This is a genomic window from Pseudomonas sp. S2_F07 (assembly GCF_054668325.1).
This window is the reverse complement of record NZ_CP162758.1, coordinates 4,953,197-4,966,563: the sequence shown is the minus strand read 5'-3', so window position 1 is coordinate 4,966,563 and position 13,367 is coordinate 4,953,197. Positions and strand designations below refer to the sequence as shown.

Sequence of the window (13,367 nt, the reverse complement as noted above, 5' to 3'; positions counted from 1 at the left end):
TTAATCCTTCCGCTTAAGGAGCTCACCACGGGCCGCTTTCTGGGTTTCCGTGAGGATGCCACGCAAAATATTCATTTCCGCCCGGCTGACCGAGCTGCGTCCGTACAACCGGCGCAGGCGCGCCATCAAGTGCCGTGGCTTTTCCGGATCGAGGAATTCGATGGCCACCAGGGTCTGCTCCAGGTGCTCATAGAATCGTTCCAGCTCGTCCATGGTCGCAAGCTCCGCGCTTTTGACCGAAGCCACTTCTTCCTTCTCGACCTTGCTCGGCCGGCCTTGGGCCGCCAGCCAGGACATGCGCACTTCATAACCCAACACCTGCACCGCCGCCCCAAGGTTCAGCGAACTGAACTCAGGGTCTGATGGAATGTGCACGTGATAATGACATCGCTGCAGCTCTTCGTTGGTCAGGCCGGAATCTTCACGACCGAACACCAAGGCGATTTGGGCGCCCTGCCCGGCTTCCTCGACCACTTTCGTGCCGCATTCGCGGGGATCGAGCAGCGGCCGGGGAATGCGCCGGTCGCGGGCACTGGTGCCAAGCACCAGATTGCAGCCGACCAAGGCATCTTCCAAGGTGGCGACGACTTGCGCGTTTTCAAGGATGTCCCCGGCACCGGAAGCACGAGCATCGGCCTCGTGATGCGGGAACTGACGAGGCTCGACCAGCACCAGCCGCGACAGCCCCATGTTCTTCATGGCACGCGCAGCCCCGCCGATATTGCCCGGATGGCTGGTATTGACCAGGACGACACGAATGTTTTGCAGCAAGGGAGGCGCTCTCGAACACAATAATCGGGAGCCGAATCTTACAGCGCTAGCTACCGTTAAGCCATGAAAGCGAACGTCGTCCTTCTCCTGTAGAAACTTTCTGATAGAATGCCCGGCTTTCTTTAACAACCTTAGGTGACACATCCATGCAGCCCATGCTGAATATCGCGCTGCGCGCCGCCCGCAGCGCCAGTGAATTGATCTTCCGCTCCATCGAGCGCCTGGATACCATCAAGGTCGACGAAAAAGACGCCAAGGATTACGTATCCGAGGTGGATCGCGCCGCCGAACAGAAAATCATCGACGCCCTGCGCAAGGCCTACCCGAATCACTCGATCCTGGGTGAAGAGACCGGCATGCACGCCGGCTCCGGCATCGAAGGCGAAGAGTACCTGTGGATCATCGATCCACTGGACGGCACCACCAACTTCCTGCGCGGCATCCCTCACTTCGCTGTCAGCATCGCCTGCAAATACCGCGGTCGCCTGGAACACGCTGTTGTCCTGGACCCGGTTCGCCAGGAAGAATTCACCGCCAGCCGTGGTCGCGGCGCCCAACTGAACGGTCGTCGCCTGCGCGTCAGCGGTCGCACCAGCCTGGACGGCGCCCTGCTGGGTACCGGCTTCCCGTTCCGTGACGACCAGATGGACAACCTCGACAACTACCTGGGCATGTTCCGCGCCCTGGTTGGCCAGACCGCCGGCATCCGCCGCGCCGGTTCCGCGAGCCTGGACCTGGCCTACGTGGCTGCCGGCCGTTTCGACGCCTTCTGGGAATCGGGCCTGTCCGAATGGGACATGGCTGCAGGCGCCCTGCTGATCCAGGAAGCTGGCGGTTTGGTGAGCGACTTCACCGGCGGTCACGACTTCCTTGAGAAAGGCCACGTCGTTGCCGGTAACACCAAGTGCTTCAAGGCAGTGCTGACGGCGATCCAGCCGCACCTGCCGGCCTCGCTGAAGCGCTAAGCTTCCAGCGACAGAGAAAGCACCCTTCGGGGTGCTTTTTTTATGCCTGAAAATCGCCCTTCAAAACACTACAACCCCCTGTGGGAGCGAGCTTGCTCGCGATAGCGGGGTATCAGTCACCTCATATGCTGAATGTGACACCGTCATCGCGAGCAAGCTCGCTCCCACAGAGGGTTGGCGGTGATGCATAAATCGTGGGCACAAAAAAAGCACCCCGCAGGGTGCTTCTTTTTAATCCGGCATCAGCAGATCACTGAGCCGCCTGATTCTCAGACAGGATCAACTTGCCTTCCTTATCCACCGGAATCTGGTTGCCTGGATCACGATCCATGCGCACCTTGCCTTCCTTGCCGTCCAGCGAATAGCGCACGTCGTAACCCACGACCTTGTCGCTGATGTCATTCACCGTATTACAACGGGTCTGGGTCGTGGTGTAGGTGTCACGCTCTTGCATGCCTTCCTGCACCTTGTTGCCGGCGTAACCACCACCGACAGCACCCGCGACCGTGGCGATCTTCTTACCGCTGCCGCCACCGATCTGGTTACCCAGCAAACCACCTGCCAATGCACCGACCACCGTACCGGCGATCTGGTGTTGATCTTTCACCGGCGCCTGCCGGGTGACCGCTACATCCTTGCACACTTCACGTGGAGTCTTGATTTGTGTCTTGACCGGTTCAACGGCTAGAACCTGAGCAAACTCAGGACCGCTTTGTTTAACCAGGCTGTAGGTGGCCACAGCACCCCCGGCAGTTACACCGACAGCACCCAGTACAGCACCAACCAGCATCGACTTGTTCACATGAACCTCCTGGACCATCACATGCGGAACGTGTCCGCGCTTCTCCCAGCCTTGGAGCACAAAAAAAGGCGCGAGTTCAACTCGCGCCTTTTTTGGACTACATCGCTTGAAGACTTTGCCTTCAAGGACGGTCGTCGACTTCCTTCTCGGTATTGGCCGGAGGAATCAGGTCTTCCGTGCTCAGGTTCAGCCAGATCAGCACCACGTTGGCGATGTAGATCGACGAGTAAGTACCCGCCAGAACACCGATGAACAGGGCGATGGAGAAGCCGAACAGGTTGTCGCCACCAAAGAACAGCAGGGCCGCGATCGCCAGCAGGGTGGAGATCGAAGTCGCCATGGTCCGCAGCAGGGTTTGCGTGGTCGAGATGTTGATGTTCTCGATCAGGCTGGCCTTGCGCAGTACACGGAAGTTCTCGCGAACCCGGTCGAATACCACAATGGTGTCGTTGAGCGAGTAACCGATGATCGCCAGTACCGCCGCCAGCACCGTCAGGTCGAAGGTGATCTGGAAGAACGACAGGATACCGATGGTCACGATCACGTCATGGATCAGGGAAACGATCGCACCGACCGCAAACTTCCACTGAAAGCGGAAAGCCAGGTAGATCAGGATGCCGCCCAGCGCCATCAGCATGCCGAGGCCGCCCTGGTCGCGCAGCTCTTCACCCACCTGCGGGCCGACGAACTCGACGCGCTTGACCGTCGCCGGGTTCTCGCCACCGACCTTCTGCAAGGCCTCGGCTACCTGGTGACCCAGTTGCGGGTCTTCACCAGGCATGCGCACCAGCAGGTCGGTGGTTGCACCGAAGTTCTGCACGATGGCTTCGTGATAACCCGATTTCACCAGCTGCTCACGCACCTGGGTGACGTCAGCCGGACGCTCGTAGGTCAGCTCGATGAGCGTACCGCCGGTGAAGTCCAGGCCCCAGTTCATGCCCTTGGTGGCAACACTGAACAACGCCAGTGCGGTAAGGAACAATGTGACGCCGAACGCAAAGTTGCGAACGCCCATGAAGTTGATTGTACGTAACATGGCAGCCCCTTAAATCCACAACTTCTTGAAGTCACGACCGCCGAAGATCAGGTTGACCATCGCGCGGGTCACCATGATGGCCGTGAACATCGAGGTAAAGATCCCGAGGGACATGGTCACTGCGAAGCCCTTGACGGGACCTGTGCCCATGGCAAAGAGGATGCCGCCGACCAACAGTGTTGTCAGGTTGGCGTCGAGAATCGCGGTGAATGCCCGGCCGAAGCCTTCGTTGATTGCGCGCTGCACGGTCATGCCGGCGGCGATCTCTTCACGGATCCGCGAGAAGATCAGCACGTTGGCGTCGACCGCCATACCCATGGTCAACACGATACCGGCGATACCCGGCAGGGTCAGCGTTGCACCCAGCAGCGACATCAGGGCCAGCAGCATCACCATGTTCACCGCCAGTGCGACGGTGGCGATGAGGCCGAAGAAGCGGTAGATGGCCATGATGAACAGCGAGACGAACAGCATGCCCCAGAGCGATGCATCGATACCCTTGGTGATGTTGTCGGCACCCAGGCTCGGGCCGATGGTGCGTTCTTCAGCGAAGTACATCGGAGCAGCCAGACCACCGGCACGCAGCAGCAGCGCCAGTTCGGACGACTCGCCCTGGCCGTTCAGGCCAGTGATGCGGAACTGAGCACCCAGCGGCGACTGGATGGTCGCCAGGCTGATGATCTTCTTCTCTTCCTTGAAGCTCTGGACCGCCACGTCTTTCTCGACGCCGTTGACCATCTGCTTGGTGTAGGTGGTAACCGGACGCTGCTCGATGAAGATCACCGCCATGCTGCGACCGACGTTCGAACGGGTCGCACGGCTCATCAGCTCGCCGCCGTGACCGTCCAGACGAATGTTCACTTCCGGGGTGCCGTGCTCGCCGAAGCCAGCCTTGGCGTCGGTGACCTGGTCACCGGTGATGATCAGGCCACGCTCGATCAGCGCAGGAGGACGGTTGCCCTCGCGGAACTCGAAGGATTCGGAAGTGGCTTTCGAAGCGCCAGGCTCAGCGGCCAGGCGGAACTCGAGGTTGGCCGTCTTGCCGAGGATACGCTTGGCTTCGGCAGTGTCCTGCACGCCTGGCAGCTCAACCACGATGCGGTTGGCGCCCTGACGCTGGACGATCGGCTCGGCAACACCCAGCTCGTTGACGCGGTTACGTACCGTGGTCAAGTTCTGCTTGATGGAGTATTCGCGGATTTCCGCCAGCTTGGCCGGGGTCATCGCCAGACGCAGCACCGGTTGGCCATTGAGGTCGGCCGGAACAATGTCGAAATCGTTGAAGTTCTTGCGAATGATCGAACGGGCCTGTTCGCGGGTCGCTTCATCAGAGAAGCCCAGCTGAATGGCACCATCGAGTTGCGGCAGGCTGCGATAACGCAGTTTTTCTTTGCGCAGCAGGCTCTTGACGTCGCCTTCGTAGACTTTCAGGCGTGCGTCGAGGGCTTTGTCCATGTCCACTTCCAGCAGGAAGTGCACACCACCGGACAAGTCCAGACCCAGCTTCATCGGGTGCGCGGCGAGGCTGCGCAGCCATTGCGGTGTGGTTTGTGCCAGGTTCAATGCAACGACGTAGTCATCACCCAACGCCTTGCGGACAACGTCCTTGGCCGGCAGTTGGTCTTCAGCCTTGGTCAGGCGAATCAGGCCGCCCTTGCCGTTGGCAGCCAGGGTGGCAGCCTTGACGTTGATCCCGGATTCCTTGAGCGCAGCGCTCACACGATCCAGATCAGCCTGATTGACTTGCAGTGCAGTGCTTGCACCGCTGACCTGAATGGCCGGGTCATCAGGATAAAGATTGGGAGCGGAATAAATCAGACCGACCGCCAGCACCGCCAGGATCAGAATGTATTTCCACAGAGGATATTTGTTCAGCATCACGCCGCCCGTTTATGACGCGGGGCGCCTTGCGCGCCCCGTCGATTGAATATGAAGTTGAAACTTAGATCGCTTTGAGCGTGCCTTTTGGCAGCGTGGCAGCGATGGCGCCTTTCTGGAATTTCATTTCGACGGTGTCGGAAACTTCCAGAACAACGAAATCGTCTGCAACTTTAGTGATCTTGCCGGCGATGCCGCCGGTGGTCACAACTTCGTCGCCTTTCTGCAGGCTGCTCAGCAGATTCTTCTGCTCTTTGGCGCGCTTGGCCTGTGGACGCCAGATCATCAGGTAGAAGATGACCAGGAAACCGACCAGGAAAATCCACTCGAAACCGCCGCCCATTGGGCCGGCAGCAGCAGGTGCAGCGGCGTCAGCCATGGCATTAGAGATAAAAAAGCTCATTTAGCACTCCAGTTGCAAATGTTGAATCTTGGGGTCAGAAAACTCAGTCCAAAGGCGGAACAGGTAACCCGCGTTTGGCGTAGAAGGCATCGACAAAGGCGGCCAATGTACCCTGTTGAATAGCCTCGCGCAAACCAGCCATAAGCACTTGATAATGACGCAAGTTATGGATGGTATTGAGCATGCTTCCCAGCATTTCGCCGCACTTGTCCAGGTGATGCAGATAAGCGCGGGAGAAGTTCTGGCAGGTATAGCAATCGCAGGTCGGATCGAGCGGCGAATCATCATGGCGATGGAACGCGTTACGGATCTTCAGCACGCCGGTATCAATGAACAGATGCCCATTGCGGGCATTACGGGTTGGCATCACGCAATCGAACATGTCCACACCGCGGCGCACACCCTCAACCAAGTCTTCCGGTTTGCCAACGCCCATAAGGTAACGAGGTTTGTCAGCCGGCATCATGCCCGGCAGGTAATCCAGCACCTTGATCATCTCGTGCTTCGGCTCGCCCACCGACAGGCCGCCAATGGCCAGGCCGTCGAAGCCGATCTTGTCGAGGCCTTCCAGGGAGCGCATGCGCAGGTCCTGGTGCATGCCGCCCTGCACGATGCCGAACAGCGCCGCCGTGTTGTCGCCATGGGCTTCTTTGGAACGCTTGGCCCAACGCAGGGACAATTCCATGGAGATACGGGCGACGTCTTCGTCCGCCGGGTACGGCGTGCATTCGTCGAAAATCATCACGATGTCGGAGCCCAGGTCACGCTGGACCTGCATCGACTCTTCCGGGCCCATGAACACCTTGGCGCCGTCGACCGGGGAAGCGAAGGTCACGCCCTCCTCCTTGATCTTGCGCATGGCGCCCAGGCTGAACACCTGGAAACCGCCGGAGTCAGTCAGGATCGGGCCTTTCCACTGCATGAAATCGTGCAGGTCGCCGTGCTTCTTGATCACTTCCGTGCCCGGGCGCAGCCACAGGTGGAAGGTGTTGCCCAGAATGATTTCAGCGCCAGTCGCCTCGATATCCCGTGGCAGCATGCCCTTGACCGTGCCGTAGGTGCCCACCGGCATGAAGGCCGGGGTCTCGACGGTACCGCGCGGGAAGGTCAAACGACCGCGACGAGCCTTGCCATCAGTGGCCAGCAGCTCGAAAGACATACGACAGGTGCGACTCATACTGTTTCCTCTGGGCCCGATTCTTTAGGGGCAGTCGGCGCAGGATTACGCGTGATGAACATCGCATCACCGTAGCTGAAAAAGCGGTAACCGTTGTCCACGGCGGCCTTGTAGGCGGCCATGGTTTCGGGATAACCGGCGAACGCCGAAACCAGCATCAACAACGTGGATTCGGGCAAATGGAAATTGGTGACCAAGGCATCGACCACATGAAACGGCCGGCCAGGGTAAATGAAAATGTCTGTATCGCCGCTGAACGGCTTGAGCACGCCATCGCGGGCGGCGCTCTCCAGGGAACGCACACTGGTGGTCCCCACCGCCACCACACGACCACCGCGAGCGCGGCAGGCGGCCACGGCATCGACCACGTCCTGGCCGACTTCCAGCCATTCGCTGTGCATGTGGTGGTCTTCAAGCTTCTCGACCCGCACCGGCTGGAACGTACCAGCGCCAACGTGCAGGGTCACGAACGCGGTCTCGACACCCTTGGCGGCAATCGCCTCCATCAGCACCTGATCGAAATGCAGCCCCGCCGTCGGCGCCGCCACCGCGCCCAAACGCTCGGCGTAGACGGTCTGGTAACGCTCACGGTCGGCGCCTTCATCCGGGCGGTCTATATAAGGAGGCAGCGGCATGTGCCCGACGCGGTCGAGCAGCGGCAACACCTCTTCAGCGAACCCCAGCTCGAAAAGCGCGTCATGACGCGCCAGCATCTCGGCCTCGCCACCGCCGTCGATGAGGATCTTCGACCCCGGCTTGGGCGACTTGCTGGACCGCACATGGGCCAGCACGCGATGACTGTCGAGCACCCGCTCCACCAGGATTTCCAGCTTGCCGCCGGAAGCCTTCTGGCCAAACAGCCGCGCCGGAATCACCCGGGTATTGTTGAACACCATCAAATCGCCGGGGCGCAAATGCTCCAGCAAATCAGTGAATTGACGGTGTGCCAGGGCGCCGCTGACCCCATCCAGGGTCAACAGGCGACTATTGCGCCGCTCGGCCAGCGGATGGCGGGCGATCAGCGAATCAGGGAGCTCGAAAGTAAAGTCAGCAACGCGCATGATGGGGTGTCGTCTAGCAGGGCCGGGAAGTCTAGCGGAAATATCAAAAATTCTCCATGTACCTGATTGACCAGCGGTTATCTCATCTCTATACTTCGCCGCCATTGAGCCCTGATGGCGGAATTGGTAGACGCGGCGGATTCAAAATCCGTTTTCGAAAGGAGTGGGAGTTCGAGTCTCCCTCGGGGCACCAAAATTAAGAAAGGTCTTGCTTTGCAAGGCCTTTTTTTTCGTCTGCAGAAAAGCACCTGACACCCCACCGACAAACGCGCCGACCTGTAGGAGCTGCCGAAGGCTGCGATCTTTTGATCTCGCTTCTCTTCTGCCCTCCTCGCCGGAAGAACATTTCACAAGGATTCCCCCCATGGAATTGCACCTTGAAACCGTCGCCCTTTTCTCCCTCAAACTGGCTTATGAATCGGAAGATTCAAGCCCGATTTTGCGTGACGATCTGGTCATGGGTGACTATCAGCGGGATGTGTTTGAGCTGCTGGTGCGGCGGGGGGATGTTGAGACGATTCAGTTGAAGGTGGATGAGTGTGTGGGGTTAGCGCTGGAGGCCATTGGGGGTGTGGATAAGCCGTTGGGGCGGGAGTTGCAGAGACTCGCAGCTGAATTTTCCAGTAGCCAGACGATTGAACTGCTTGATGCCCCGCTCGTTGCGCTCAAGGATTATCTGAAAGATATCCAATGAGATGACCATCATCCGCTGTCGAGACATCTCGAATTGCAGTTGCCTAACCTGCTACTTGCGCAGTAGATCTATCAGTTCTGCTAGTACCCCAATCTCGCTAGTCATTCAATACTGAACTCCTTCACTTAGGATTTCCGAGGTGTTCATCCCATGACAGCCCAATAAGGAACTCTGCTGTGCCATTATCATTATGATGCTCTCGACCGGCTGGTCGGTAACATGATGCCAGGCGAGCAAGAGCACCAGCGTTTCTACTGCAAAAACCGCCTGAGCACAGAGATACAGGGGAAGATAAGCTATTCCATCGTCCAACACGGCGACCAGTTGTTGGCGCAACAGCAAACTGACGGTGATGTGCACCACACCACACTTCCGGCCAACGATCAACAGCGCTCGATATTGCAGACAACCAAGACCAATCATCACCCACAATCTATCGCCTATTCGCCCTACGGTCACAGCCCCTCTACAAGTGGGCTACTCAGCCTGCTTGGCTTTAATGGCGAGCGACCGGATCCGCTGACTGGGCATTATTTGTTGGGGAACGGATATCGAGCGTTTAATCCAGTGTTGATGCGCTTTAACAGCCCGGATAGTTTTAGTCCATTTGGCAGAGGCGGTTTGAATTCTTACGCTTATGTATTGGGTGACCCAATCAATAGTAGAGACCCAACAGGCCATAAGCCACTGCTGATGCAGTCTATTGTAGATGCACTTATAAAACACAAACCAAGATTAAAAATACCCCGCCCACACATCCTCCCGTCAACGCATATGAGTATAAACACTGCGAACTCAACTCCCGATGGATACACACTGGCGGGATTTCATGGATCTTCAAGCAAGCATATAGCAAGCTTCGAAAAAGGACTCGATATAAAGCACGCTGGGTCCGCTAACGGACAAAAGCACGGAGAAGGTTTTTATACAACACTGGATATTGACTTCGCAGGAAATTATGCCAAAACCTCGATTGAGCGTGAATACAAAGGAATAAAACAACCACTCTTCCCCTACGAAGACTTTTCTTACGATCCTGCCATAGCCAATACATCATATATCGCGGGAAAACCACCCACTATATTCGAAGTCCACGTAAAAAATTACCAAACCAAAATACCAGGCAAAGACTTTACATACATTCCAGGCGAACGAAACACTGCCACTGGCTCGGAAATCGTATTTCCACTCCCTATGTATGAGAGCATCAAGCTCAAACCTTTAGCTTCACTTGCCAATCTACCGACACCTTGGACAGCCAATTTAAATATAAGAAAGAGCTGACAAAAAAAGTGGCAACAGAGAGAGCAGAACAGGGATAGGTTTATTTTCACTGGCGTAAGAAATCCGGCCCCTTTATCGGCCCGAGATTTTAGCAAGCAACCGATCTCAAGCAGGCAACACAAACCTTGCTTCAAGCCTATGCAACAATTCAAATGTATTCAAAAAAGGAACGTTCAGCTCCTTACAAACATTGGGAATGATGAATTTTCGTTTAGCCTCGACATTCAGCACTTCATGAGTAACGACTGTAGCCCCTGTAGTCATCGCTTTCGCAATTAACCAAGGGTCAGCACCCGCTAAAAATTCTTCCATAGCGCCTGTTTTCATCTTCGGCGCTTGATCTGCCACAAGCCCCGCAACCTGCGCGAATGCCAGTTGCGTATCCTGATCGGTGGTGGAGTGAAAGAAATCAGAATTGTCCTTCGCCCAACCCGCCAGATCGTCATGCCCTTTTGTTAACTCATCCATTACAGGTGCGATACTGGCTAAATCCAATGCCTTATTTTTCAGCAATAACCATTGCCAAAATCCAGGACAGATAGCCATCCCGTAGTAACGGTTCTTCGCTTCGATCAGTGTGTTAGCGTCGAGTAAATGATTCATTCCGTAATCTTGCTGGCGAGAGTCCTTAATTTGGCAGGTTGCACGCCGAGCAAGTGCCCCGCCTCGCGCAGCAGCATCCGGCCACTCATTGCTTCAGTCAGCACGGCCTTGCTTAGGCGAGGGCTGTTTTTCGCGGTAGCGTTACGGTAATAGTCACCCGCTCCACCTTTTTCATCCTGGAAAGCCTTGAGGATCATTCGATAGTAAGCGCTGTATTGCGCTTGGCTTATATGTCCGAGATCCAATGCGCGGCGACCGATCGCCAATTTACTGATGTGAAACCGAGTGGCTAGAGGAGCTAAATTGTCTTCCCAGTTAACATCAGGGTTCCACAGGGCGCGAAATTGGGCTTCGGGAGCCAGAAACTCACCTGCAACTGCATTGCAGAAACGCTCCTCGTCTCGACCATTGGCGGTATTTCCGTCAGACACGCCACTGCTACCAATCCAGATATGGGCCAGCTCGTGAAGCAAGGTGAACAGCCTGGCGGTGGGAGCGTCGGAGCTGTTGATAAAGACGACGGGGGCGTAGGCATTGCTGATGGCAAAACCCCGAAATTCGCTCACTTCCAGTTTGCGGTGAGTGTTCCCTAAAGCAATTCCACTGCGCATAACCAAAACGCCAGCCGCTTCAGCAGCTTCGATCAAGGCACGGCTGTATTTTTCGTAATCCAATCGAGCAATGTCGGGGTTCACGCCGAGGACCCGGCGGATATCGTCCACTACCTCCCTGACTTGAGATCGACTACTGAAGCGACCTACAAATGTCAGCGGTTGATGCTCCTGGTGTTGCAGATACTCCAAGTACCAGTCCTGCTTACGTATGGCATCCCTTACGGTATCCAACAGTTCCAAAGTGGGACGTTGAGGAGCAATCCCTCCCACTGTCCGCAGATCAGGTAAAGGCAGTTGTTCGACGGGAGGCTGCTGTAGAAACAGGAATCCGAAAGGGATGTGAGCGACACTCGCCCACTTTTGAGCCTGAAGGAATGTTGGCTTGGCCTCGCCAGCCTCCCACTCCTGAACTCGATCAGGTTTCACTGGCAGCTTTTTAGCAACCTGCTCAGTGGAGAGACCTGCGCGCTCCCTAGACCAGGTGAGCAGGCTTGGATTGACGTAGGCAGCTTGACTCATAGGGTCGCAGGCAAATCAGATGTGGCCGGCAGGCGTTCGAGGGCATGCTTGGTGGATGCACTCGATTGACGCTGATTCCAGCTATCTGGCATTGCCTTTCTCCTTGGCTGTTTGAGGTCTGGTGGCAGCGACTACAGATTAGTCGATAAGCAGAACGGTAGGAGCGTGCGATTATGAGGTAAATGCGCAACGACCCGAAGCGCAAATATGTAACCCGCGGACAGATGACATTGCCCGTTTTCCAGAACACCGCAGCGTCGTCATCACGCGGATATCCCAAAGACTGACCACATAATCACCCAGCGCTCTCGCAGGTTGCAGCAAAACGACCTGCACGATACCCTCCCCACCGTCGCTGCAAATTCAGCGGCCGGGCTTGGTAACCCGAGGTAAATCACTGCGCAACAGTGCCATACGTTCGCAGGCGCTTTTTTTTCGCCTGCGATCTGCGTTATGGCGGCTGTGCGTGGGACGTCTTCGGACGTGCCGGTTTCCTTGATTTCCCGGTTTACCAACCTGCGCACAGCTGCCACCCATTCGCTTGGTAACGAATGCGGCAGCTCTTCAAATTAAGGAGCTTCACTATGCGCAGTATGAATCCGTTTGAAATTCGGCTTTCCCCTCTACGCAATTCCCAATCGCGTAACCCCCTCCCCCATTGCCATTCCATCCTCGGAGGTGGCCAATGACTGAACAAACTGAACTCAAAACCATCGGCCTGACACCGGCCATCTACTGTGCGGATCAAGCGCTGTTTCATGTCACTCGCGGGGTTCCTCTTGGCGATGCGTTATCCATGGCCTCTGATTTTCTGTTCCTGGCCAAGACCCTCACTGAAGATGCTGCTTATGCCAGAGACACTGACCGGCATGCTTGGGCTGCGCATTATCTGACTTCGATGAGCAAGGCGTTGGTGGATGATGCGGTGAAGGTGCTTACTCGGGATCGGGCTTGTGCGCCGGTAGCCAAGCCGGCGGGGGCGACGGCTGAGGGTTAGTGGTTGAGGCCTGTGGGGTGTGGGTGGCTTGGGATGGTGGTGGTTGATTCGGCATTTGTGTTGGCTGGGCTGGCGCTATCGCGAGCAAGCTCGCTCCCACAGGGATTGCGGTGAGCTGACAGGCACTATTTTGGCCTGAGTGGGTGAGTGGGTTGTGATTGCGGTGCATCTTGGCTGAGCTGGCGCTATCGCGAGCAGGCTCGCTCCTACAGGGATTGCGGTGAGCTGGCAGGCATTATTTGACCTGAGTGGGTGAGTGGTTTGTGATTTCGGTACACCTTCAGTATTGATGCTGGTTGGGCTGGCGCTATCGCGAGCAAGCTCGCTCCCACAGGGGGCTTTGTGTGTTTAGCGAGATTTGGGATTAGCTCCGGGGGTTTCGGGGGTTTCGGGGGTTTCGGGGGTTTCGGGGTTTTTTGATTGTTCGATTCGAAGTAGATGCTGGGGAATCGGTTTTTATTTCTCCGGCCTTCGAGTCCTTCCGGTGGGCTTGATCGTCGCCTTCTCCACAGGCAATCCGCTGTGCATAACTCCAGCAACCTCCCCTCTGGCACGGCGCCTCA

General features: G+C 56.7%; 13 protein-coding genes and 1 tRNA gene. 5 read left to right on the top strand and 9 right to left on the bottom strand.

Annotated elements, in window-relative coordinates:
• On the bottom strand, nt 1-771 hold the full coding sequence (trmJ, locus tag AB4O40_RS22495; RefSeq protein ID WP_460154604.1) for a tRNA (cytosine(32)/uridine(32)-2'-O)-methyltransferase TrmJ: 771 nt from the start codon (nt 769-771) through the stop codon (nt 1-3).
• Between the two features lie 146 nt (nt 772-917).
• Here trmJ and suhB point away from each other — a divergent pair, with 146 nt between their 5' ends.
• Nucleotides 918-1,736, top strand: a complete 819-nt coding sequence (gene suhB, locus AB4O40_RS22490) for a type III secretion system regulator SuhB (protein ID WP_008057724.1) — start codon at nt 918-920, stop codon at nt 1,734-1,736.
• Between the two features lie 250 nt (nt 1,737-1,986).
• Here the strand turns inward: suhB and AB4O40_RS22485 are convergent, their stop codons facing one another.
• From AB4O40_RS22485 to queA, 6 genes are all read right to left on the bottom strand, one after another.
• Nucleotides 1,987-2,538: a glycine zipper 2TM domain-containing protein gene (locus tag AB4O40_RS22485; protein WP_056721275.1), complete on the bottom strand. Its 552-nt coding sequence runs from the start codon at nt 2,536-2,538 to the stop codon at nt 1,987-1,989.
• A gap of 121 nt (nt 2,539-2,659) precedes the next feature.
• A complete protein-coding gene (gene secF / locus AB4O40_RS22480; RefSeq protein WP_056721278.1) occupies nt 2,660-3,574 on the bottom strand; it encodes a protein translocase subunit SecF in 915 nt (304 codons plus the stop codon).
• A 9-nt stretch (nt 3,575-3,583) separates the two neighbouring features.
• Nucleotides 3,584-5,452, bottom strand: coding sequence for a protein translocase subunit SecD (secD, locus tag AB4O40_RS22475; RefSeq protein WP_056721279.1), 1,869 nt, complete (start codon nt 5,450-5,452; stop codon nt 3,584-3,586).
• Between the two features lie 64 nt (nt 5,453-5,516).
• A complete protein-coding gene (yajC, locus tag AB4O40_RS22470; protein ID WP_007916913.1) occupies nt 5,517-5,855 on the bottom strand; it encodes a preprotein translocase subunit YajC in 339 nt (112 codons plus the stop codon).
• A 43-nt stretch (nt 5,856-5,898) separates the two neighbouring features.
• Nucleotides 5,899-7,014 carry a tRNA guanosine(34) transglycosylase Tgt gene (gene tgt / locus AB4O40_RS22465; RefSeq protein ID WP_162130301.1) on the bottom strand — a complete coding sequence of 372 codons (1,116 nt, stop codon included), beginning with the start codon at nt 7,012-7,014 and terminating at the stop codon, nt 5,899-5,901.
• Between the two features lie 14 nt (nt 7,015-7,028).
• A complete protein-coding gene (gene queA / locus AB4O40_RS22460; RefSeq protein WP_056721282.1) occupies nt 7,029-8,093 on the bottom strand; it encodes a tRNA preQ1(34) S-adenosylmethionine ribosyltransferase-isomerase QueA in 1,065 nt (354 codons plus the stop codon).
• Nucleotides 8,094-8,201: 108 nt separating this feature from the next.
• Here queA and AB4O40_RS22455 point away from each other — a divergent pair.
• The 3 genes from AB4O40_RS22455 to AB4O40_RS22445 all read left to right on the top strand — a co-directional run bounded on the left by AB4O40_RS22455 (nt 8,202) and on the right by AB4O40_RS22445 (nt 10,071).
• Nucleotides 8,202-8,286 (top strand) — tRNA-Leu (locus tag AB4O40_RS22455).
• 171 nt (nt 8,287-8,457) lie between these two features.
• Nucleotides 8,458-8,787 (top strand): hypothetical protein, encoded by a 330-nt coding sequence (locus AB4O40_RS22450; RefSeq protein ID WP_056721284.1) that lies wholly within the window; start codon nt 8,458-8,460, stop codon nt 8,785-8,787.
• 219 nt (nt 8,788-9,006) lie between these two features.
• Nucleotides 9,007-10,071, top strand: coding sequence for an RHS repeat-associated core domain-containing protein (locus AB4O40_RS22445; protein ID WP_223542226.1), 1,065 nt, complete (start codon nt 9,007-9,009; stop codon nt 10,069-10,071).
• Between the two features lie 105 nt (nt 10,072-10,176).
• On the opposite strand, the gene AB4O40_RS22440 is transcribed toward AB4O40_RS22445, so the two are convergent.
• Nucleotides 10,177-10,674: a DUF4411 family protein gene (locus tag AB4O40_RS22440; RefSeq protein ID WP_056728584.1), complete on the bottom strand. Its 498-nt coding sequence runs from the start codon at nt 10,672-10,674 to the stop codon at nt 10,177-10,179.
• A complete protein-coding gene (locus AB4O40_RS22435; RefSeq protein ID WP_056728582.1) occupies nt 10,671-11,807 on the bottom strand; it encodes an ImmA/IrrE family metallo-endopeptidase in 1,137 nt (378 codons plus the stop codon). Before AB4O40_RS22435 ends, AB4O40_RS22440 begins: the two co-directional genes overlap by 4 nt.
• Before the next feature lie 685 nt (nt 11,808-12,492).
• Between AB4O40_RS22435 and AB4O40_RS22430 the strand changes: the two genes are divergently transcribed.
• Nucleotides 12,493-12,804 (top strand): DUF3077 domain-containing protein, encoded by a 312-nt coding sequence (locus AB4O40_RS22430; protein ID WP_056728580.1) that lies wholly within the window; start codon nt 12,493-12,495, stop codon nt 12,802-12,804.
• The last annotated feature ends 563 nt before the right edge of the window (nt 12,805-13,367 follow it).

Bases quoted from the DNA above. Each gene is read 5' to 3' on its own strand.
- suhB (WP_008057724.1), top strand. From the start codon at position 918: ATGCAGCCCATGCTGAATATCGCGCTGCGCGCCGCCCGCAGCGCCAGT.
- secF (WP_056721278.1), bottom strand. From the start codon at position 3,574: ATGTTACGTACAATCAACTTCATGGGCGTTCGCAACTTTGCGTTCGGC.
- secD (WP_056721279.1), bottom strand. From the start codon at position 5,452: ATGCTGAACAAATATCCTCTGTGGAAATACATTCTGATCCTGGCGGTG.
- yajC (WP_007916913.1), bottom strand. From the start codon at position 5,855: ATGAGCTTTTTTATCTCTAATGCCATGGCTGACGCCGCTGCACCTGCT.
- tgt (WP_162130301.1), bottom strand. From the start codon at position 7,014: ATGTCTTTCGAGCTGCTGGCCACTGATGGCAAGGCTCGTCGCGGTCGT.
- queA (WP_056721282.1), bottom strand. From the start codon at position 8,093: ATGCGCGTTGCTGACTTTACTTTCGAGCTCCCTGATTCGCTGATCGCC.
- AB4O40_RS22450 (WP_056721284.1), top strand. From the start codon at position 8,458: ATGGAATTGCACCTTGAAACCGTCGCCCTTTTCTCCCTCAAACTGGCT.
- AB4O40_RS22445 (WP_223542226.1), top strand. From the start codon at position 9,007: ATGATGCCAGGCGAGCAAGAGCACCAGCGTTTCTACTGCAAAAACCGC.
- AB4O40_RS22440 (WP_056728584.1), bottom strand. From the start codon at position 10,674: ATGAATCATTTACTCGACGCTAACACACTGATCGAAGCGAAGAACCGT.
- AB4O40_RS22435 (WP_056728582.1), bottom strand. From the start codon at position 11,807: ATGAGTCAAGCTGCCTACGTCAATCCAAGCCTGCTCACCTGGTCTAGG.
- AB4O40_RS22430 (WP_056728580.1), top strand. From the start codon at position 12,493: ATGACTGAACAAACTGAACTCAAAACCATCGGCCTGACACCGGCCATC.